The sequence below is a fragment of the Stenotrophomonas sp. STEN147 genome (assembly GCF_056757995.1).
This window is the reverse complement of the sequence record NZ_JBRRCG010000001.1, coordinates 306,281-326,403: the sequence shown is the minus strand read 5'-3', so window position 1 is coordinate 326,403 and position 20,123 is coordinate 306,281. Positions and strand designations below refer to the sequence as shown.

At 67.8% G+C, this 20,123-nt stretch carries 18 protein-coding genes; 7 read left to right on the top strand and 11 right to left on the bottom strand.

The genetic code is table 11. The annotated features are described in order from the left end of the window. Positions 1 to 33 precede the first annotated feature (33 nt). Positions 34 to 927 (bottom strand): LysR family transcriptional regulator ArgP, encoded by an 894-nt coding sequence (locus ACVOKU_RS01525; protein ID WP_481558863.1) that lies wholly within the window; start codon positions 925 to 927, stop codon positions 34 to 36. A 106-nt stretch (positions 928 to 1,033) separates the two neighbouring features. Here ACVOKU_RS01525 and ACVOKU_RS01520 point away from each other — a divergent pair, with 106 nt between their 5' ends. Further along, positions 1,034 to 1,648 (top strand): LysE/ArgO family amino acid transporter, encoded by a 615-nt coding sequence (locus ACVOKU_RS01520; protein ID WP_481558862.1) that lies wholly within the window; start codon positions 1,034 to 1,036, stop codon positions 1,646 to 1,648. On the opposite strand, the gene map is transcribed toward ACVOKU_RS01520, so the two are convergent. From map to ACVOKU_RS01495, 5 genes are all read right to left on the bottom strand, one after another. Continuing rightward, entirely contained in the window at positions 1,645 to 2,427 is a 783-nt protein-coding gene (map, locus tag ACVOKU_RS01515) for a type I methionyl aminopeptidase (protein ID WP_065174740.1), read from the bottom strand. The genes ACVOKU_RS01520 and map overlap by 4 nt on opposite strands. A 7-nt stretch (positions 2,428 to 2,434) precedes the next feature. Beyond that, entirely contained in the window at positions 2,435 to 2,647 is a 213-nt protein-coding gene (locus ACVOKU_RS01510; protein WP_180875697.1) for a ParD-like family protein, read from the bottom strand. 70 nt (positions 2,648 to 2,717) lie between these two features. Next, entirely contained in the window at positions 2,718 to 3,077 is a 360-nt protein-coding gene (locus tag ACVOKU_RS01505; RefSeq protein ID WP_481558861.1) for a bleomycin resistance protein, read from the bottom strand. A gap of 62 nt (positions 3,078 to 3,139) precedes the next feature. Continuing rightward, positions 3,140 to 4,270: a metallophosphoesterase gene (locus ACVOKU_RS01500; protein WP_481558860.1), complete on the bottom strand. Its 1,131-nt coding sequence runs from the start codon at positions 4,268 to 4,270 to the stop codon at positions 3,140 to 3,142. Between the two features lie 168 nt (positions 4,271 to 4,438). Further along, positions 4,439 to 4,876, bottom strand: a complete 438-nt coding sequence (locus tag ACVOKU_RS01495) for a winged helix-turn-helix transcriptional regulator (RefSeq protein ID WP_481558859.1) — start codon at positions 4,874 to 4,876, stop codon at positions 4,439 to 4,441. 81 nt (positions 4,877 to 4,957) lie between these two features. On the opposite strand from ACVOKU_RS01495, the gene ACVOKU_RS01490 reads away from it, so the two are divergent. The 3 genes from ACVOKU_RS01490 to ACVOKU_RS01480 all read left to right on the top strand — a co-directional run bounded on the left by ACVOKU_RS01490 (position 4,958) and on the right by ACVOKU_RS01480 (position 9,771). Then, the gene (locus ACVOKU_RS01490; RefSeq protein ID WP_481558858.1) at positions 4,958 to 6,166 is read left to right on the top strand and encodes an MFS transporter; all 1,209 of its coding nucleotides are present in this window, start codon (positions 4,958 to 4,960) and stop codon (positions 6,164 to 6,166) included. Between the two features lie 217 nt (positions 6,167 to 6,383). Further along, positions 6,384 to 8,633, top strand: a complete 2,250-nt coding sequence (locus tag ACVOKU_RS01485; protein ID WP_481558857.1) for a TonB-dependent siderophore receptor — start codon at positions 6,384 to 6,386, stop codon at positions 8,631 to 8,633. 157 nt (positions 8,634 to 8,790) lie between these two features. Further along, the gene (locus tag ACVOKU_RS01480; RefSeq protein WP_481558856.1) at positions 8,791 to 9,771 is read left to right on the top strand and encodes a cation diffusion facilitator family transporter; all 981 of its coding nucleotides are present in this window, start codon (positions 8,791 to 8,793) and stop codon (positions 9,769 to 9,771) included. A gap of 7 nt (positions 9,772 to 9,778) precedes the next feature. On the opposite strand, the gene nfi is transcribed toward ACVOKU_RS01480, so the two are convergent. Continuing rightward, positions 9,779 to 10,453: a deoxyribonuclease V gene (nfi, locus tag ACVOKU_RS01475; RefSeq protein WP_481558855.1), complete on the bottom strand. Its 675-nt coding sequence runs from the start codon at positions 10,451 to 10,453 to the stop codon at positions 9,779 to 9,781. Positions 10,454 to 10,546: 93 nt separating this feature from the next. On the opposite strand from nfi, the gene gpmA reads away from it, so the two are divergent. Both gpmA and ACVOKU_RS01465 read left to right on the top strand, forming a co-directional pair. Then, positions 10,547 to 11,296, top strand: a complete 750-nt coding sequence (gpmA, locus tag ACVOKU_RS01470) for a 2,3-diphosphoglycerate-dependent phosphoglycerate mutase (protein WP_481558854.1) — start codon at positions 10,547 to 10,549, stop codon at positions 11,294 to 11,296. A gap of 146 nt (positions 11,297 to 11,442) precedes the next feature. Further along, a complete protein-coding gene (locus ACVOKU_RS01465) occupies positions 11,443 to 13,536 on the top strand; it encodes a M13 family metallopeptidase (RefSeq protein WP_481558853.1) in 2,094 nt (697 codons plus the stop codon). A 78-nt stretch (positions 13,537 to 13,614) separates the two neighbouring features. On the opposite strand, the gene ACVOKU_RS01460 is transcribed toward ACVOKU_RS01465, so the two are convergent. The 4 genes from ACVOKU_RS01460 to ACVOKU_RS01445 form a co-directional block, all read right to left on the bottom strand. After that, on the bottom strand, positions 13,615 to 14,232 hold the full coding sequence (locus ACVOKU_RS01460; protein WP_481558852.1) for an HD-GYP domain-containing protein: 618 nt from the start codon (positions 14,230 to 14,232) through the stop codon (positions 13,615 to 13,617). 46 nt (positions 14,233 to 14,278) lie between these two features. Further along, positions 14,279 to 17,743 (bottom strand): transcription-repair coupling factor, encoded by a 3,465-nt coding sequence (gene mfd, locus ACVOKU_RS01455; protein ID WP_193395624.1) that lies wholly within the window; start codon positions 17,741 to 17,743, stop codon positions 14,279 to 14,281. Positions 17,744 to 17,868: 125 nt separating this feature from the next. Next, complete coding sequence (locus tag ACVOKU_RS01450) at positions 17,869 to 18,414, bottom strand: GNAT family N-acetyltransferase (protein ID WP_053517384.1); 546 nt, start codon at positions 18,412 to 18,414, stop codon at positions 17,869 to 17,871. Positions 18,415 to 18,509: 95 nt separating this feature from the next. Then, positions 18,510 to 19,367, bottom strand: coding sequence for a 23S rRNA (adenine(2030)-N(6))-methyltransferase RlmJ (locus tag ACVOKU_RS01445; protein WP_128990187.1), 858 nt, complete (start codon positions 19,365 to 19,367; stop codon positions 18,510 to 18,512). A gap of 34 nt (positions 19,368 to 19,401) precedes the next feature. Here ACVOKU_RS01445 and creB point away from each other — a divergent pair, with 34 nt between their 5' ends. After that, the gene (gene creB / locus ACVOKU_RS01440; protein WP_111185841.1) at positions 19,402 to 20,121 is read left to right on the top strand and encodes a two-component system response regulator CreB; all 720 of its coding nucleotides are present in this window, start codon (positions 19,402 to 19,404) and stop codon (positions 20,119 to 20,121) included. Positions 20,122 to 20,123: the final 2 nt, after the last annotated feature.

The window sequence follows — 20,123 nt, the reverse complement described above, 5'->3', positions numbered from 1 at the left end:
GTGAAGCCCGGGTCTGCGGTCGTCGTGTGGACCTCAACGCAGGGCGCCGCTGGCCGCGGTGCGCAATGCCCGGGTGATGTGCTGCAGCGTGCTTGAGCGCACGGCCGCGTGCTGCCAGTACAAGGGCACGTCGAGCCAGCGGCGGGGTTCCAGTACCACCACGCGGCCGGCATGCACGGCAGGCCCCACCAGGGTTTCCGGGGCCATGCCCCAGCCCAGTCCGCACGCGGCGGCTTCGACGAAGCCGGTCGAGGAGGGCAGATAATGCAGCGGTGGCTGCAGCCGCGCACGGGTCAGCCGCCGTACGAAGCGCCACTGCAGCTCATCTTTGCGGTTGAACACCAGCATCGGCGCACGTGCCAGCGCCGCAGCCTGCATGCCCTCGCTGAAGTGCCGGCTGGCGAAGCCGGGCGAGGCGATGGCGTGGTAACGCATGGCGCCGAGCGGATGCACGTTGCAGCCCTTCACCGGCTGGCTTTCGGCGGTGACCGCGCCGAGCACGCTGCCATCGCGCAGCAACTGCAGGGTGTGGTCCTGATCATCCATGCGCAGGTCGAACAGATAGCCATGGCGCTGGTGCAGCTCGGCGATGGCCGGCACGAACCAGGTATCGAGCGAGTCGTCGTTGACCGCCAACGGGATCGGTGTGCGCGGGGCATCGCTGCCGCGTTCGGGCAGCAGTTCGGCCAGCGCCTCGGCCTCCAGCGTCTGCATCGGTCGCACCCTGCGCAGCAGCGCTTCACCTGTGGCGGTGGGTCGGCACGGTGCCTGACGTACCACCAGTACCTGGCCGAGCCGGTCCTCCAGTGCCTTGATCCGTTGCGACAGCGCCGACGGGCTGATCGACAGGCGTCGGGCTGCAGCGTCGAAGCTGCCTTCCTCCAGCACCGCAGCAAACGCAGCCAGTTGTGGATGTAGCAGATCCATGCCGGTGCCTCTTCAGTTTCTCTGCACAGGATAAAGAAAAATCAGATTGTCTAAACTGGGACGGCGGCCGCACTCTGCGCGTCCCCTCGCTGCCAGGCCTGCCCCAATGTGGATCGCCGCTGCCGCCGCCGGCCTGTTCGCAGGTGCCGGCCTGATCATCGCCATCGGTGCACAGAACGCCTTCGTACTGCGGCAGGGCCTGCGGCAGTGTCACGTGGGAAAGGTGGTGCTGGCCTGCGCCGGCGCGGACATCGTGCTGATACTGGCCGGTGTCGGCGGCATGGGCGCGCTGGTGCTGCAGTGGCCGCTGCTGCTGCAGGTGCTGCGCTTTGGTGGTGCGGCGTTCCTGCTGTGGTATGGCCTGCAGGCGGGACTACGCGCGTGGCGGGGTGGCAGTGCACTGGCCGCCGCCGAGGCGCAGGGCGGCGGCGGCCGCGAGATACTGCTGACCTGCCTGGCCTTCACCCTGCTCAACCCGCACGTCTACCTGGATACCGTGGTGCTGCTGGGCAGCCTGTCCACGCGCTATCCGGGCGATCTGCGCTGGGCGTTCGCCGCCGGTGCCTGCGTGGCCAGCGTGGCCTGGTTCTGCACGCTGGGCTATGGCACGCGCCTGCTGCAGCCGGTGTTCCGCAGGTCGAGCGCGTGGAGGGTGCTGGATGCCGGCGTGGCGATCTTCATGTTCTGCCTCGCCACCCTGTTGCTGTTGCGTCCGCTCTAGGCCGCGTCCACTGCACACAACGGCGTCTCGTCGGGGCGCAGCGTCAGCACCCGCACGCCCTTGCGGGTCACGGCCACGGTGTGCTCGAACTGTGCCGACAGCGTGCCGTCGCGGGTATAGACCGGCCATTCGCCCGCGCGCTGGCGGATCGCCGGCCTGCCCTGGTTGAGCATCGGTTCGATGGTGAACACCATGCCTTCTTCCAGCACCCTGCCGGTGTTGGGATGGCCGTAATGCAGGATCTGTGGTTCTTCGTGCATCTCCCGGCCGATGCCATGGCCGCAGTATTCCTTGACTACGCTGTAGCCGTGTCGGCGTGCGTAGCGGGCGATGGCGTGGCCGATGTCGCCCAGGCGCGCGCCGGGCCGTACCACGGCGATGCCTTTCCACATCGCTTCGTAGGCCGTCCGCACCAGCCGCCGTGCGGAAGGGGTGACCGCGCCGACCGGGTAGGTGGTGCTGGAATCGGCGATGTAGCCGTTCTTTTCCAGGGTGATGTCGAGATTCACGATCTGGCCCTCACGCAGCACGTCTGCGGTACTGGGCACCCCGTGGCAGACCACGTTGTCGATGGAGGTGTTGAGCACGTACGGAAAGCCATACTGGCCCTTGCTGGCAGGCCGCGCCTGCAGCTCGTCGACGATCATCCGTTCGACGAAGTCGTTGATCTCCATCGTGCTGCGACCCTGCAGCGGCCATCTGTCGAGCGCGGCGAACACCTGTGCCAGCAGGCGGCCGGATTCGGCCATCAGCGCGATCTCGTCGGGCCGCTTGATGATGCTCACGTCAGGCCCGTGCGGGTGTCAGCGGCTGTGGCTGCACGCCGGCGGCGCGCAGTTCGCTGGCCACGATGTCCTGGAAGCTCAGCGTCGGATTCATTTCGCACAGCATGCCCACGCGGATCCAGAAACTGGCCTGGGCGTTGATCGAGCGGCTGGAGACGGTGCAGGCACGGCGCAGCTGGTCGTGCAGGGTGTCATCGATGTTGACGATGCCCATGGGCGGATCCAGGTAAGAGGAATATACGTATCGTATATGTTTCGTATATCCCTCTCAAGCCTGCGAGGACTCAGTCCGTTTCGGTGGCGAAGCGCAGGCGGTTGCGGTCCGGATCGAGCAGCAGCATTTCGCGGCTGCCCCAGTCGGTGTCATGCGGCGGCTGTTCGATCGGTACCCCCGCGGCACTGAAGGCGCGGTGCAGCGCGTCGACATCCTCGACGATGAAGTAGACCGCGCCGCCCACTTCGCAGTCACCGCTGTGCTCGGTGAGGAACAGCGTCTGGCCGTCGCGGGTGAGCTGGGCGAACAACGGAAACCCCGCCTCGAACCGATGCTCCCAGTCGACGACGAAGCCCAGGCCCTGCACGTAGAAGGGCAGGGTGGCATCGGCGTGGCGCATGCGCAGCTGCGGGATGACGGTCTGGCGCATCATGGTGGCTCGCAGGGGGGAGCCGGCAGTGTATCGCCGGCAGGGTGCCGCCACCTTCGTGGTCAGTCCTGCAGGCCGGGTTCCCCCAGGACCAGCGGCACCCGTGAGCCGTCCAGCAGACCGCGGCTGAGCCGGCCATCCTCGATGAACAGCAGCTCGCCGTTCTCGCCGTTCTTGATGCTGCTGTCGATGGCGATCACGCGATCACCATGGAACGTGCTGACATGCGGCATCGACGTGTGGCCGACCACGATGCGCTTGAGCTGCAGTGTGTCGAGCACGTCCTGCACACCCCGTGCATCGAGACGCCCATCGAAGTAGCCGCGGTACCAGATCGGGCTGGTCTTGCCGTCGTACAGCGGTGCAGTTGCGGGGTCGGCCTTCACTTCGGCCTTGGGCAATCCCAGCGAGGCCTGGTAGGCGGCATTGGTGCGTGCCGGGTGCAGTGCCAGTTCCACCGCTTCGGGCGAGATGCCGCCATGCAGGAACAGGGTGTCGCCGATCTTCAGCAGCACCGGACGCGTCCGCAGCCATTGCCCGATCACCGAATCAGCGCCGTACAGCTGCGGATAGCTGCGGCCGAGCAGCTGCGCGCTGCGCAGGTACTTCGGATTGACATAGCGCAGGTCGTCGTACAGGACCATGGTCTCGTGGTTGCCGAGCACGAAGTGCACCGCACCGCCGGCGGCCGCCGCCTGCTGCTGCAGGCCATACAACAGCCAGAACGCTTCGGTGACCTGCGGGCCGCGATCGAACACGTCGCCAGCGACCACCAGGGTGTCCTGGCCGAGGGCCCAGCGGTCCTGCGCATCGATCACATGGTGGGCGCGCAGCAGTCGTACCAGCAGGTCGTACTGGCCGTGGATGTCGGACAGGGCGACGATGCGCGGTACCGCAGGCAGCTCCGACACCGAGGGCGCGACCGGTGGCAGCACGTGCACGCTGTGGCCGTAGCCGCACAGGGGCGCGACATCGGCAGCCCCCGTGGCGCTGCCCAGCAAGCGGGTCTGCACAGCGTCAGCGCAGATCCACTGGGCCTGCAGCTGATCGCCGTTGCGGAACACGTAGGGGCCATCGACCTCGACGTGGGCGGCAGGCGCGGCGACTTCGCGGCCCTGCGCGCCTGGCACGCCCCACAGCAGGAGCAGGGGCAGCAGCACGGACGCGGATCGGGGCAGGGCACGGCGGAGCATGGGCGGAGTCCTGGGCAGCAACGGAAGGGCGGGCTGGCGGGCCCGACTGTGATCCTACGCTGGCATTGCTACACGCTGCATGCGCGGGCGGCGTGCAGGCTTTGCCGTGCGAGGCGGATCATCGATCCGGCGCATCGCGCTCAGGTCGAACAGCACGCGAGGCTCAGGTTAGCGGATGTCCACCTTGCGGACCACGGTCTGTTCCGCCAGCAGCGGCGTGCCGGTGTGGTCATGCGGCTGCATGTAGGGAAGGGGCGCTCCGCTGGCGCGCTCGACAAGCTGCGAGTGCGCCTCACCCGTTGCGAAACGATGGCGTTCGCCCCATTGGCGCAGCGCCACCAGCACCGGGAAAAGTTCGCGTCCAGCGGGCGTCAGCACGTACTGCTGGTAGGCGCTGCCATCGCTGGCAGGTTGCTGCAGGAGCAGCCCGGCCTCGACCAGGCGCCGCAGGCGGTCGCTGAGGATGTTGCGCGCTGCGCCGAGGCTGCGCTGGAAGTCACCGAAGCGGGTAACGCCATCAAAGGCATCGCGGATGATCAGCAGGGCCCAGCGATCACCGAGCAGATCGGCGCTGCGGGCAACGGGGCAGGGGCTGTCGGCGTGCATGGGCAAGGCTTGTGATGATGTGGTTGCATTTTAAAACCATTGGCGATACGGTGCATCCAGTTTCAATATGCAACCACATTCATGGCCGCGTCCGTCCTTCCCCGCGCCCTGCTGGGCCTGCTGGCCATCGCGGCGGGTGCCAGCGTGGCCAATGTCTACTACGCGCAGCCGCTGCTGGAGCGCCTGGCGGAGGCCTTCGCGATGGAGCGCGCGACGGCCGGCGCTGTGGTTGCCGCCACCCAGGCCGGCAGCGTGCTGGCCCTGCTCGGCCTGCTGCCGCTGGCCGACCGCGGCGATCGTCGCCGTCTGCTGCGCGTGCAGCTGCTGGCGCTGGTGATGGTGCTGCTGGGACTGGCGGCAGCACGCAGTACCGCCTGGCTGCTGGGGGGCATGCTGCTGGCGGGCCTGCTCGGGACGGCGCTCACCCAGGGACTCATCGCCTATGCAGCCACGCTGGCACCGTCGGGGCAGCGGGGGCGCGTGGTTGGCATGGTGCAGGGCGGGGTGTTCATCGGCCTGCTGGCTGCGCGTGTGGTATCCGGCGCGGTGGCGGCCCTGGCCGGTTGGCGCGCGGTGTACCTGCTGTCAGCAGTGATGATGGCGGCGTTGGCGATGCTGCTGTGGCGACGCCTGCCTGCCGTGCCGGTTCCCTCGCAGCCGCCGGCCTGGCGCGCCCTGCTCGGCTCGATGATGACGATGCTGCGCAGTGATCGCACGCTGCGCGAGCGTGGCCCTCTGGCGCTGCTGCTGTTCGCCGGTCTCAACGTGTTCTGGGCGGCCGTACCGCTGCCCCTGTCGGCATCACCGATGAACTGGTCGACCGCGGCCATCGGCGCGCTCGGTCTGGCCGGCATGGTCGGTGCGCTGCTGGCTGCGCGGGTGGGGCACTGGATGGATCAGGGTTTCTGCCTGCGGGTGAGCCTGGGGGCGCTGCTGCTGATGCTGCTTGCGTGGTGGCCCCTGCTGGGGCTGCCGCACGCCCTGGCATGGCTGCTGCTGGGCGTGGTGGTGCTCGATCTGGGAGGACAGGCCCTGCATGTCTCCAACCAGGCGTTGCTGCTGCGCGCGCCTGCCGAACAGCACGGTCGCCTGGTGGCGCTGTACATGCTGTTCTACGCGGTCGGCAGCGGCGCCGGTGCTGCGGCCGGTACGTGGATGCAGGCGCACCACGGCTGGACCAGGGTCTGTGCGCTCGGTGCAGGCATCGCGGTGACAGCGCTGGCATGGTGGGCGCTGCATGCCGCTGCACCGGCAGCGCGCCACCCCGGCGGCCACCGGCCCCCTGCGTAGTTCCCATCAACAGGGGTAGGGCGAACGAGCGTAGGTGGCCCCATGCACAGTTGCGAAGCGCTTGCACTGAGTTGACGCATTTGAGAATCAATCGCATTGATGGGAGAATGCGCGCAGGGATCGGCCTGCGGAAGATGTGCGGCGCCGCTCCCACTCCCCCGTCGTCGCCTCAAGCCCTTTGCCAGAGGTCCCGTTGCCCTGCCAGAAGGTGTTGAAGATGTCTGCCGTCCTTGTTCCGCCGCCGCGCCCGTTGGCGCTTGCCGTTGCTGCCCTGCTTGCGGGCAGTGCCCTGGGTGCCCATGCGCAGACCGACGCGACCGATATCGATACGGTACACGTCACCGCCTCGCAGATTGCGCGCCAGGCACTGGGTACATCGACCATCACCGCCGAGGACATTGCGCGCCGTCCTCCTGCCAACGACATCGCCGAGCTGCTGCGGACCATGCCCGGCGTCAATCTCACCGGCAACAGTGCGTCCGGCCAGTACGGCAACAACCGCCAGATCGACCTGCGCGGCATGGGACCGGAGAACACGCTGATCCTGGTGGACGGCAAACGCGTCGGCGCCCGCGACGCCGTGCGCATGGGCCGCAGCGGTGAGCGCAATACCCGTGGCGACACCAACTGGGTGCCGGCGGAGATGATCGAGCGCATCGAAGTGCTGCGCGGTCCGGCAGCGGCGCGTTATGGATCCGGCGCCTCCGGCGGCGTGGTCAACATCATCACCAAGCGCCCGACGGGTGATCTGACCGGAGCGGTCGACCTGTACGGACTGGTACCCGAGCACAGTGCCGAAGGTGGCAGTGAGCGCGTGGGCCTGCAGTTGAGCGGCCCGATGACTGATGCGTTGTCCTTCCGCCTGTATGGCAACCTCAACAGGACCGATGCGGATTCGCTCGAACTCAATCGCGCGTTCGCCACCGCGCCGGGCACCGTACCTCCCGCAGGCCGCGAGGGCGTCAAGAACCGCGATGTCAACGCGCTGCTGCGCTGGGACATCAACGCCGGCCAGGTGGTGGAATTCGAAGCGGGTACCAGCCGCCAGGGCAACATCTATGCGGGCGACCGTGCCGTGAGCAACACCGGTACCTCCACGCCGGTCGATCTGGCGGCGCTGGCCGAGAGCGAGGCAGAGACCAACCGCATGTACCGCACCACCGGGGCGATCACCCATCGTGGCCGCTGGGGCGATGTGACCTCGCGCATTACTGCTGCGGTGGAAGCGGTCAACAATTCGCGCATCAACGAAGGCCTGGCCGGTGGCCCCGAGGGCAGCTTCAACGGCACCGACTGGTCCACCTCCCGCCTGCGCAATTACCAGCTCGACGGCGAGGTCAGTTTCCCGACCACGATCGGCGCGGCGGAGAATGTCTGGACGCTGGGCTTCGAGCATCTCGACAGCCGCCTGACCGATCCGTATTCGATGAGCCAGTCCGGCAGCAGTGGCGGTGGCCTGCCGGGCCTGTCGGCCGATCGCGCGCGCGGCAAGTCCGATGCGCAGACCACGGCGGTCTTCGTCGAAGACAACATCTACCTGGGTGAACGCTGGATCGTGACGCCGGGCCTGCGCTTCGACCACCACAGCCAGTTCGGCAACAACGCCAGCCCCAGCCTCAATGCGCAGTTCCGCATCAATGGCGACTGGGTGGTGAAGGGCGGCATCGCGCGCGCGTTCAAGGCGCCCAACCTCTATCAGTCCAATCCGGATTACCTGTACTACACCCGTGGCAACGGCTGTCCCAACGCACTGCCGAGCCTGGGCGCGGGCTGCTACCTGCAGGGCAACGCAGAGCTGGACGCCGAGACCAGCCTGAACAAGGAACTGGGCGTGGAATGGGCTCCGCAGAGTGGCTGGCAGGCCTCGTTGACCTACTTCCACAACGACTACAAGGACAAGATCGAGGCCGGGTATACCCAGGTCGGCCTCACCGCCGATACCCGTGGCCGGATCTTCCGCTGGGAGAACGCACCGAAGGCCATCGTGCAGGGCCTGGAGGGCAACCTGGTGGTGCCGCTGCTGGGCGAGCAGGGCGACCGGCTGAAGTGGAGCAGCAACTTCACCTACATGGTGGAGAACGAGAACAAGAGCACCGGCCAGCCGTTGTCGGTGATACCGCGGTACACGGTCAACACGATGCTGGACTGGCAGGCCACCGAAAAGCTGTCGCTGCTGCTGACCGGCACCTTCTACGGCAGGCAGGAGCCGGCCACCACCAACATCAACAACGATCCTCGCTGCACCGGCAGCTGCGATCCGTCGGTGGTGCTGCAGGATCGCGGTGCATACAACATCTGGGGCGTGAGCGCGCGCTACAGGGTTACCGGGACGGTCAGCTTCGGTTTCGGCGTGAACAACCTGGCCGACAAGCGCCTGTTCCGCGAAGCCAACAGCAGCGACGCTGGCGCGGCGACCTACAACGAGCCGGGCCGCGCATACTGGGCCAGCCTGCGTTTCGGCTTCTGAGCGCACGCGGTGCCTGACAGGCATGGCCCGGTGCAATCGACGAGCGCCGGGCCACGCCCGGCGCGACCGGCGCCGCACAGCTGCAATGTTATAAACATCGTAATAGTCTCCCCCGCAGCCACGCCGTAGCCTGACCGCATCGCACAGGAGCTGTTGCATGGGCCACGACCACGATCACCTGCCGTCCCAGATCCGCCACGAGAAGCCGTTGTGGTGGGCGTTGGGGCTGACGTCCACCTTCCTTGTCGTCGAAGTCGTCGGCGCGTTCTGGACCAACAGCCTGGCGCTGCTGTCCGATGCGGCCCACATGGCCACCGACGCGCTCGCACTGATGATCGCGCTGGTCGCGGTGCGCTTGAGCCGGCGCCCGCCGGACGCGCGCCGCACCTATGGCTATGCGCGGCTGGAAGCCCTTGGCGCGATGATCAACGGCGCGATGCTGTTCGTGGTGGCCGGCTACATCCTGTGGGAAGCAGTCGGCCGTTTCCGCGAACCGCAGGAGATTGCCTCCACCGGCATGCTGGTGATCGCCGCCGCCGGCCTGGTCATCAATCTGATCTCGATGCGCCTGCTGCAGGCCGGCAGCGGCGAAAGCCTCAACGTCAAGGGTGCCTACCTGGAAGTGTGGGCCGACATGCTCGGCTCGGTGGCGGTGATCGTCGGCGCGCTGCTGATCCGATGGACCGGCTGGCAGCCGATCGACCCGATCCTGGCGGTGCTGATCGGGCTGTGGGTGCTGCCACGCACCTATGTGCTGATGCGCGAGGCGATCAACGTGCTGCTGGAAGGCGTGCCCAAGGGCATGGATGTGGCGAAGGTCCGCGACAGCCTCTCCGGCCATGCCGCGGTGCTGGACGTGCATGACCTGCATGTGTGGGCACTGGCCTCGAGCACGCCGGCGCTGACCGCGCACGTGGTGATGCGCGACGGTACCGACGCCGACGTGCTGCGCCGCGAGCTGGGAGGTCGCCTGCACGATGACTTCGGCATCGAGCATGTGACCCTGCAGATTGAAGCGGATCACTGCGGAGAAGCATGCGGAGATCCCGCGTCGCCCGATCGGGCGGCACCGGATGCACGGCACGATCACGACCACGGCGAGGACGCGCAGGGCCATCGCGGCCACGTGCACCGTTGATCTGCCGCTATGCGTCCCGTCGCGACGCCAGCCGATCCGCCAGGCGGGTCGGCTCCGGCAGGCGATAGCCACGCAGCGTGCGCTGCACCCACTGCAGCGCGGTATCGGCGCTGACGCGGTGCCCGCCAGCGACGAACAGCGGCCTGCACCGGACCTTGCTGCGCAACACCCAGCCGAGCTGTTCATCGCCATCGAGCAGGGGCGTATGCGCGCCAGCCTCGTCTGCAGGCTCGACGAAGCGACCGACCAGTTTCGATTTGGCCACGCCGATGCTCGGCAGATCGGTGACGACGCCCAGGTGCGCCGCCACGCCCAGCCGTCGCGGGTGGCTGATGCCGTGCCCATCGACGAAGACCAGGTCCGGCGAACGCGGCAGCAGGGCCAGTGCAGCGAGCAGGGCGGGCAGCTCGCGGAAGCTGAGCAGGCCAGGGATGTAAGGCATGACCGTGGGAATGCGGGCGACCTCCCGCGCCACCGGTTGCAGGGTGACGGCATCCAGCAGCACGGCTGCGGCGCGGGTGGTGCGGCCGTCGTCCTCGAAGCCGACGTCCAGCCCGGCCAGCCAGCGTACGGTACCCGGCAGCCGGTCGCTGCGCTCCACCCGCGCCGCAAGCCGCAGCTGTTGCTCGCGTGCGGCGGCGACGCTGCCCTGCCAGCGCCCGGGATCGATCACGGTATTCATCGATCACAGCATCGCATGGGCCGCGCCACGGCACGGTGAGCGGGCCCGGGGCTACAATGGCGGCCTGCCTTTCCTCGCGTTGGAGATCCTGCAGTGACCCGTAAACTCGTACTGTTGCGCCATGGCCAGAGCCAGTGGAACCTGGACAACCGCTTCACCGGCTGGGTCGATGTCGACCTGACGGAGCAGGGGCGCCGGGAAGCGGCTGCCGCGGGCCGCCTGATGCGCGAGGAAGGCCTGCAGTTCGACGTCGCCCACACCTCGGTGTTGAAGCGCGCCATCCACACCCTGCAGGGCGCCCTGGCCGAGCTGGAGCAGGACTGGCTGCCGGTGAACAAATCCTGGCGTCTCAACGAGCGCCATTACGGCGGCCTGCAGGGCCTGGACAAGGCCGAGACCGCTGCAAAGCACGGCGAGGAGCAGGTCAAGGTGTGGCGTCGCTCCTATGACATCCCGCCGCCGCCGATGGATCTGGAAGACCCGGGCCACCCGATCCACGACCGTCGCTACGCCGGGCTGGACCGCAACGCGCTGCCGGGCACCGAATCGCTGGCCACCACCCTCGACCGCGTGCTGCCGTACTGGCACGACGCCATCGCGCCGCAGCTCAAGGACGGCAAGATGGTGCTGGTCACCGCCCACGGCAACTCGCTGCGCGCGCTGTACAAGTACCTCAACAATGTCTCGCGCGAGGAAATCCTCGAGCTGAACATTCCGACCGGCATTCCGCTGCTGTTCGAACTGAACGATGACCTGACCGTGCAGTCGTTCCGCTACCTGGGCGACCCGGAAGCGGCGCGCAAGGCCGCTGAGGCCGTGGCCAACCAGGGCAAGGCCAGGTAACCATCGGAAGGCCGGCGCACGCCGGCCTTCGCTTTTGTGGCGCAGCGCAGGGCCCGGCGCCACATGACGAGCGCTCTGTGACCTTTGGCCGGTCCCTGCCGCGGGCGTCCCCGTCTACCCTGTGGAATTACCCGCAGGAGAGCCTCATGAACGTCCGCACCCTGGCCCCGCTGGGCCTGACCATCGCCATCGCCGCCTCCCTGGCAGCGTGTGGCAAGAACGAAACTGCACCGGCGACCAGTGCCGACGCTACGCCGGCCTTCGACCTGTCACAGATCAAGACGCCGCTGATCTCGCTCAACAGCGCCGATCTCGATCCGGCCATCGCGGCCTGCACCGACCTCAATGGCTTCGTCAACAGCAAGTGGCTGAAGGCCAATCCGGTACCGGGCGACCAGACCACCTGGGGCAGCTTCGAGATCCTGCGCGAGCGCTCGCTGGAAGTGCAGCATGCGCTGGTGCAGCAGGCTGCCGCCAGCCAGGCCAAGGCCGGTTCGGTGGAAGCCAAGATCGGCGACATCTGGAAGACCGGCAACGACGAAGCGAAGATCGAGGCTGCGGGCCTGGCGCCGCTGCAGCCGCAGCTCGACAAGATCGCCGCGCTGAAGGACACCGCCACCCTCACCCAGTACCTGCGCGACAGCCAGGCCGAGGGCAAGGGCGTGCTGTTCTCGCTGTTCGCCAATGCCGATTACAAGGATTCGGCCAATGTCATCGCCTACGTCGGCCAGGGCGGCCTCGGCCTGCCGGAGAAGGGCTACTACTTCGATGATGCGCAGGCCAAGATCCGCGACGCCTACGTGGCCTACATCGCGCAGGTGCTGACCCTGTCCGGCGTGGATGCCGCGCAGGCCGCCGAGCAGGCCAAGGCCGTGATGGCCTTCGAAACCCGCCTGGCCAAGGCGTCCATGTCGCGCATCGAAATGCGTGACCCGGCCAAGCGCTACAACCCGCTCAGTGCTGCCGACGCCGACAGGCTGACCCCGAACTTCAGCTGGACCGCGCTGTTCGACACCCTGAAGGTGCCGGCCGCGCAGAAGTTCTCGCTGGCCCAGCCGGGCTTCTTCTCCGAGATGGACAAGATGCTGGCCGATGTGCCGGCCAGCACCTGGCAGGCCTACCTGCGCTTCCACACCATCGACGACGCCTCGCCGTACCTGAGCAGCCAGTTCGAGAAGGCCAATTTCGATTTCTATGGCACCACCCTGCGTGGCCAGAAGGAAATGCAGCCGCGCTGGAAGCGCGTGCTGGAGTCGGTCAACGGCGGCATGGGTGAGGCGCTGGGCCAGCTGTACGTCGACGCCGTATTCCCGGCCGAGTCGAAGGTGGCCATGCAGCACCTGGTGGAAAACCTGTCGCAGGCGTTGAAGGTGCGCCTGGAGCAGCTGCCGTGGATGGGCGAGGAAACCAAGAAGAAGGCACTGGAGAAGTGGGCCAGCTTCACCCCGAAGATCGGTTACCCGGACAAGTGGCGTGACTGGGCAGGCCTGCAGACCAACGGCGACAGCTACCTCGGCAACATGCAGGCGGCGCGCGCGTTCAACTACCGCTACATGCTGGACAAGATCGGCAAGCCGGTGGACAGGACCGAGTGGGGCATGACGCCGCAGACCGTCAACGCCTACTACAACGCCACCAAGAACGAGATCGTGTTCCCGGCAGCGATCCTGCAGGCGCCGTTCTTCGATGCCAAGGCCGACCCGGCACTGAACTACGGCGGCATCGGCGCGGTGATCGGCCACGAGATGATGCACGGCTACGACGATTCGGGCAGCCAGTTCGCCGCCAACGGCAACTTCGACAACTGGTGGACCGATGCCGACCGCAAGGCGTTCACCGAGCGTACCGACCAGTTGGTCGCGCAGTTCGATGGCTACGAAGCGGTGCCCGGCGTGAATGTGAAGGGCAAGCTGACCCTGGGCGAGAACATCGGCGACCTGGGCGGCCTGACCGTGGCCTATGACGCGCTGCAGATGGCGCTGAAGGAAGATCCGAAGGCGAACGTCGAGGTCGATGGCTACACCCAGGACCAGCGCTTCTTCATGAACTGGGCCACCGTGTGGCGTCGCAACTTCACCGATGGCGAACTGCGTGTGCGCCTGAACACCGATCCGCATGCGCCGGCCAACTTCCGCGCCAACGGTGCGCCCTCGAACATGCCGTCGTTCGCGGCTGCGTTCCAGTGCAAGGCCGGTGACGCGATGGTGCGCGCCGACGACAAGCGCGTGGTGATCTGGTAACCGATCACAGGTGAAGCGTGATGCGAAAGGCCCGGCGCAAGCCGGGCCTTTTGTCTGTTTGCCCGGTAGCGCCGGATCTCAGGCCAGCGCAGGTTCCTGTGCCAGCAGGCGATGGAAGCGCTGCAGCACGTAGGGGTCGATCAGGCCGCCGGCCTGGTCATCGAGGATGCGCAGTGCCGTTCCGTGCGTCATCGCCGCCCGGTACGGACGATCACTGGTCATCGCATCGTAGGCGTCGGCGAGGGTGACAATGCGCGCGCCCAGCGGGATGTGCTCGCCGTGCAGGCCGTCGGGATAGCCGCTGCCGTCGAATGCTTCGTGATGGGCACGGATCAACCTGGCCACCGCGGCGGCATCGCTGCGGCCGGTGGTCAGGAAGATGTGCTCGCCACGCACGGGATGCTCACGCATGATCGCGCGCTCCTGCTCGGTGTGCCGGCGAGGGCTCAGCAGCACATCGTCGGGAATGCCGATCTTGCCGATGTCATGGAATCGCGCGGCCAGCGCGACCCGCGTGCCGGCCTCCTGGTCCAGGTCGCAGTGCATGGCCAGGCGGTGCGCCAGTTGGCCGACCCGGTCACAGTGATGGCGGGTGTAGGCATCGCGCATCTGCAGCGACATGGCCAGGGCATCGATCAGGCAGGCCTGTGCGTGCAGCAGGTCGGGGGCGGGTACGGCGTCAGGCAGCATGGTCATCCGCCCGCACCGGGTGGGGCCGGTGCGGGGTGGTAGCGGTGGGAAATCAACCCGGGGCGAGGGTCGTCAGCAGGGCGCGGGCCGCATTGAAGCGGTCTTCCGGCAAGGGCAGCGGGTGCTTGATGCGGAGCTTGTCCGGGCCTTCCATTGCATACAGGTTCGGCTGCTTCTGGATCAGCTGGATCACGGCCATCGGGTCGATGTCCGGCTTCGATTCGAACACGATGCGGCCACCGTTTTCGCCCAGGTCCAGCTTGCGGATGCCCAGCGCGTTGGCCCGCAGCTTCAGTTCGGCAACCGCGAACAGGTGCTTGGCCGGGTCCGGCAGCAGGCCGAAGCGATCGATCATCTCGACCTGCAGCTCGCGCAGCGCATCGTTGTCGCGCGCGCTGGAAATGCGCTTGTACAGTGTCAGGCGGGTATGCACGTCCGGCAGGTAGTCTTCCGGAATCAGGGCCGGCACATGCAGCTCGACGTCGGCACCGCGTACTTCCTCGCCGGCATCCAGGTCCGGCAGCTTGCCCTGCTTGATGCTGCGTACCGCGCGCTCCAGGAGCTCGGTATACAGGCTGAAGCCGACTTCGGCCATCTGCCCGCTCTGGTCCTCGCCGAGCAGTTCACCGGCACCGCGGATTTCCAGATCGTGCGTTGCCAGGGTGAAGCCGGCGCCCAGCTCGTCCATGGAAGCGATGGCTTCCAGGCGCTTCTCGGCATCCGGGGTGATCGCACGGCGGTCAGGCGTGATCAGGTAGGCGTAGGCGCGGTGGTGCGAGCGCCCCACGCGGCCGCGCAGCTGGTGCAGCTGGGCCAGGCCGAAGCGGTCAGCGCGGTTGATGATTATGGTGTTGGCGTTGGGAATGTCGATGCCCGACTCGATGATCGTGGTCGACAGCAGCACGTTGAAGCGCTGCTTCTGGAAATCCAGCATCACCTTTTCCAGTTCGCGTTCCGGCATCTGGCCATGGGCGATGCCGATGCGCGCTTCCGGCACGAGTTCGGACAGCTCGCGCTGCATGCGGCCGATGCTCTCCACGTCGTTGTGCAGGAAGTACAGCTGGCCACCACGTGCCAGTTCGCGCTGGAAGGCCTCGCGCAGCAGCGCGTTGTCCCATTGCGTGATGAAGGTCTGTACCGCCAGCCGGTTCGGCGGCGGCGTGGCGATGATCGACAGGTCGCGAAGGCCGGCCATGGCCATGTTCAGCGTGCGCGGGATCGGCGTGGCGGTCAGGGTCAGCAGGTGCACGTTGGCACGCAACGCCTTCAGCGCCTCCTTCTGGCGTACGCCGAACCGTTGTTCCTCGTCGACGATGACCATGCCCAGATCCTTGAACTTCACGTCCGGCTGCAGCAGGCGGTGGGTGCCCACGATGACATCGATGGTGCCGGCAGCGACCTTCTCCAGTTCTGCCTTGATCTCCTTGGTGCTCTTGAAGCGTGACAGCACTTCCACCTTGAGCGGGTAATCGGCGAAGCGGTCGCGGAAGTTGCGGTAGTGCTGTTCGGCCAGCAGCGTGGTCGGCACCAGCACCGCCACCTGCTTGCCGGCACTGGCAGCGGCGAACGCGGCGCGCACAGCGACCTCGGTCTTGCCGAAGCCCACATCGCCGCACACCACGCGGTCCATCGGCTGGCTGCTGGCGAGGTCGCGCAGGGTCGCGTCGATGGCGGCCAGCTGGTCGGGTGTCTCCTCGAACGGGAAGCCGGCGGCGAATGGTTCGTACATCGCGCGGTCGACCTGCAGGGCCAGTCCGGCACGTGCCTGCCGGCGCGCCTGGATTTCCAGCAGTTCGGCGGCGACGTCGCGCACCTTCTCGGCGGCCTTGCGCTTGGCCTTGGTCCACTGCTCGCCCCCGAGCGAATGCAGGGGCGCGGTCTCGGCGGAGGCGCCGGAGTAGCGGCTGATGAGATGCAGCTGTGCGACCGGAACGTACAGGCGGTCGCCCTTGGCATACTCGATTTCCAGGAACTCGCCCGGCATGCCACCGACGTCCATCGCGATCAGGCCGCGATAACGGCCCACGCCATGATCCTCGTGCACGATCGGCGCGCCTTCGGTCAGCTCGCCCAGGTCACGGATGATCGCTTCCGGTTCGCGGCCGGCGCGGCGCGTGCGGCGGGTGCTGCCGGCGCGCTCGGGGAACAGCTGACGTTCGGTCAGGACCGCCAGGCGCGGATCGTCCAGGGCGAAGCCATCTTCCAGCGGCGCCACGGTGATGGCAAAGCGCACATCGCTGGCGAGGAAGGCGGGCAGGTCGGCAACCACCGGCGGCTTCAGTTCGGCCGCCTGCAGCACTTCCAGCAGGGCTTCGCGGCGGCCCGGTGAATCTGCGGCGATCAGTACCCGGCCGGGGTAGTGGCCGAGGAAGGATTTCAGCGCGTCGCCAGCGGGCGCTTCGCGGGCCGCTACCGGCAGCGCCGGCAGGGGCTGGTCACCCAGCGCATGTGCATCGGCGATGCGCGCATGGTCGGCGGCCCATACTTCGATGCGTGGCGCGTCGTTCAGCCGCTCGCGCAGCTGCTCAGGCGAAAGGTACAGCGCCGAGGGCGGCAGCAGCGGGCGCTCGACATCGTGGCGGCGCTGCTCGTAGCGTTCGCCGGTCTGTGCCCAGAACGCGTCGGCGGCTTCGCCGGCGCCGGCACACACCACCGGCAGGCTGCCGGCAGGCAGGTAGTCGAACAGGCTGGCGGTGCGATCGAAGAACAGCGGCAGATAGTACTCGATGCCGGCCGGGGCCAACCCGGACTTGAGGTCCTGGTACAGCGCGCTGCGGCGCGTGTCGACATCGAAGCGTTCACGCAGGGTGGCCAGCACGCGGCCGATGCTGGCCTCATCCATCGGTACTTCGCGGCCGGGCAGCATGTGCACCGACTCGACCCTGTCCAGCGAGCGCTGGCTTTCCGGGTCGAAGGCGCGGATCGAGTCGATGTCCTCGTCCAGCAGCTCCACCCGCAAGGGCTCGTCGGCGCCCATCGGGAACACATCGAGCAGGCCGCCGCGCACGGCGAAGTCGCCGGGGTCCATCACCTGCGGCACGTTGCGGTAGCCCGCGCTTTCCAGGCGGCGTTTCTCGGCCTCCAGGTCCAGGCGCTGGCCGACCTTCAGGTCGAAGCTGCCGCCGATCACGTAGCTGCGCGGGGCAAGCTGCTGCAGCAGGGTCTGGACCGGCACCACCACCAGGCCGCGCTTGAGCGCAGGCAGGCGGTGCAGGGCCGCCAGGCGCTGCGAAATGATGTCCGGATGCGGGCTGAAGCGGTCGTAGGGCAGGGTTTCCCAGTCAGGGAAGGCGATCACCGGCAGCGCGGGATCGTTGCCCAGCAGGGTCTGCAGATCGGCTTCGAGCTGGTTGGCGCCGTGGTTGTCACGGGCAACCACCAGCAACGGCGCGTCATGCGCGCGCGCCGCCTGGGCCAGGTACCAGGCCAGGGCGGTCGGTGAAGCGGGGGCGCGCCACCAGGCGCGGAGCTGGCCGGCGCGCGGCAGCGGCGGGGCGGGGTAGGAAGTACGCGACATGGACCGCGGATTTTAGCAGAAGCCTCCGGCCGCCCCATGATTGCTGCGTGAGCGGGCGGCGCCGGGCCATGGCCGGCGGGCGCAGTGGCTGCAACGGCATCGCCGGGCGGCGCCCGGCGTCACCTTCAGTTGTCCAGTTCCAGCACCATGCGTACCAGACCTTCGGTGCCGTTCGGGTGCGGAACGGGCTTGAAGCCCAGCGAGGCGGCCAGCTGCTTCATCGGCTCGTTCTCGGCCGCCACATCGCCGTACAGGCGATCCAGGTACTTGCCCCGGCCCCACTTCACCAGCTTGCGCATCAGCTGCCGGCCCAGGCCCTGGCCGATGAGGAAGCGGCTGATCAGGATCGCGTACTCGGCTTCGCGGGTACCGGGGATGATCGAGGCCCGGGCGACCGCACCGACCACGGCCTCACCGGCGGGCAGGGACTCGGCCGCGACCAGGGTGATCTCGGTCTTGGGATTGGGATGGGTCAGGCGCTGGGTGGTTTCCGGTGACAGCTCGGTCACCGCCTGCAGGAAACGGTCGCGGATTTCTTCCGGCCCGAACAGGCTGAAGGCCGCTTGCAGCGGCGCGCTGTCTTCCGGGCGGATGGGGCGGATCAGCAGCTCGTGGCCGCTGGGAGCCTTGAAGATCTCATGCCAGGGCGGCATGCGGTTGCGAGTGGCCATACCGGGTGATTCCTTGGTGGTCCATCGATTGTGGCATCACCGGGGCCGTCTTCCGTGAACAAAAGGCTCACGGGCGTACAGCCTCGTGAAGGCCATTATTCAGGTGCCTTGAGCCAATCCAGGCGGGTGCTGGCGCCGGGCTCACCCAGGTGCTGGCGCAGTGCCGGCAGGGCCGGACCGACCGCCCGGTCGAACTGCCAGGGGGCGTTGAGCACCAGCATGCCGCTGCCGTTGAGGCGCAGCGGTGAGTCGTCGGGGCGTACCAGGAACTCGATGGTCACTGCCGACTTGACCGGCAGGGCAGTGGCCTTGCGCAGGAAATGCAGGATCGTGCGGCGCTGCTTGATCGGGAACCACACCGCGCAGGTGGCCTGCGGCCAGCGCGCCAGCGTCTCGGCCAGCGCTGCCAGGATGCGCTGGTACTCGGCGTCCTGGGCCTCGTAGGGCGGGTCGATCAGCACCAGGCCGCGGCCGATCTTGCTGCCGTTGACCTTCGGCGGCAGCAGCGAGCGCAGCAGTGCATAGCCGTCGCCCGGGTGCACGCCGACCCGGCTGTCATGGGCGAACAGGGCCTTGAGCGTGCCCACTTCGTCTTCCTGCAGCTCGCATACCGCCATCCGGTCCTGCGCACGCATGGCCTGGGCGGTGAGCAGGGGCGAGCCGGGGTAGTTGGTCAGCGCGCCGACCGGATTGTCGGCCTGCACGGCCTTCAGGTAGCGCTCGACCACGTCCGGCAGCTTCGGCTGCGCCATCAGGCGCATGACCCCGGATTCGGCCTCCAGCGTCTTGCGGCTCTCTTCGCTGGCCAGCAGATAGCGGCCTGCGCCGCCGTGGGTGTCCAGCACGAAGAACGGGCTGTCCTTGCGCTTGAAGCTGTCGATCAGGGCCAGCTGCACGATGTGCTTGAGGACATCGGCATGGTTGCCGGCGTGGAAGGCATGGCGGTAATTCATGCGGGCAGTGTACGGGGCGGCGGCCGCAGCGGCTATGCTGCGCGCCATGACAGCTCCCGTTGCCCATGTCCTGGTGGTCGAGGACGAAGCCGCCATCGCCGAAACCGTGCTCTACGCGCTGCGCAGCGAGGGCTACCTGGCCAGTCACTGCCTGCTTGGCAGCGATGCCCTGCAGCGGCTGCGGGACGGTGGTATCGATGTGGTGGTGCTGGACGTGGGCCTGCCGGACCTGAGCGGCTTCGAGGTCTGTCGTCGGCTGCGTGCGCTGCCCGGTCCGCAGGCGCAGCTGCCGGTGATCTTCCTGACCGCCCGCAACGACGAACTGGACCGGGTGCTGGGCCTGGAACTGGGCGCCGACGACTACATGGCCAAGCCGTTCTCGCCGCGCGAGCTGGTGGCACGGGTGCGCGCGCGGCTGCGGCGGGCGGCGCCTGCTGCCAGCGACACCGATGCGGGCTGGCAGACGCATGGCGCCTTCGCCATCGACCGCGAGGGCCGGCGTGTCCGCTTCCACGGCCAGGCGCTGGACCTGACCCGCTACGAGTACGCACTGCTGGAAGCCCTGCTGCAACGCCCCGGGGCCATCCTCAGCCGCGCCCAGCTGATGGACCGCGGCTGGGACAGCAGTGCCGACAGCGCCGACCGCACGGTCGATACGCACGTCAAGACCCTGCGAGCCAAGCTGCGCGCGGCCGGCGCCAGCACCGACCCGATCCGGACCCACCGTGGCCTGGGCTACGCCCTGGAGGTGTGAGC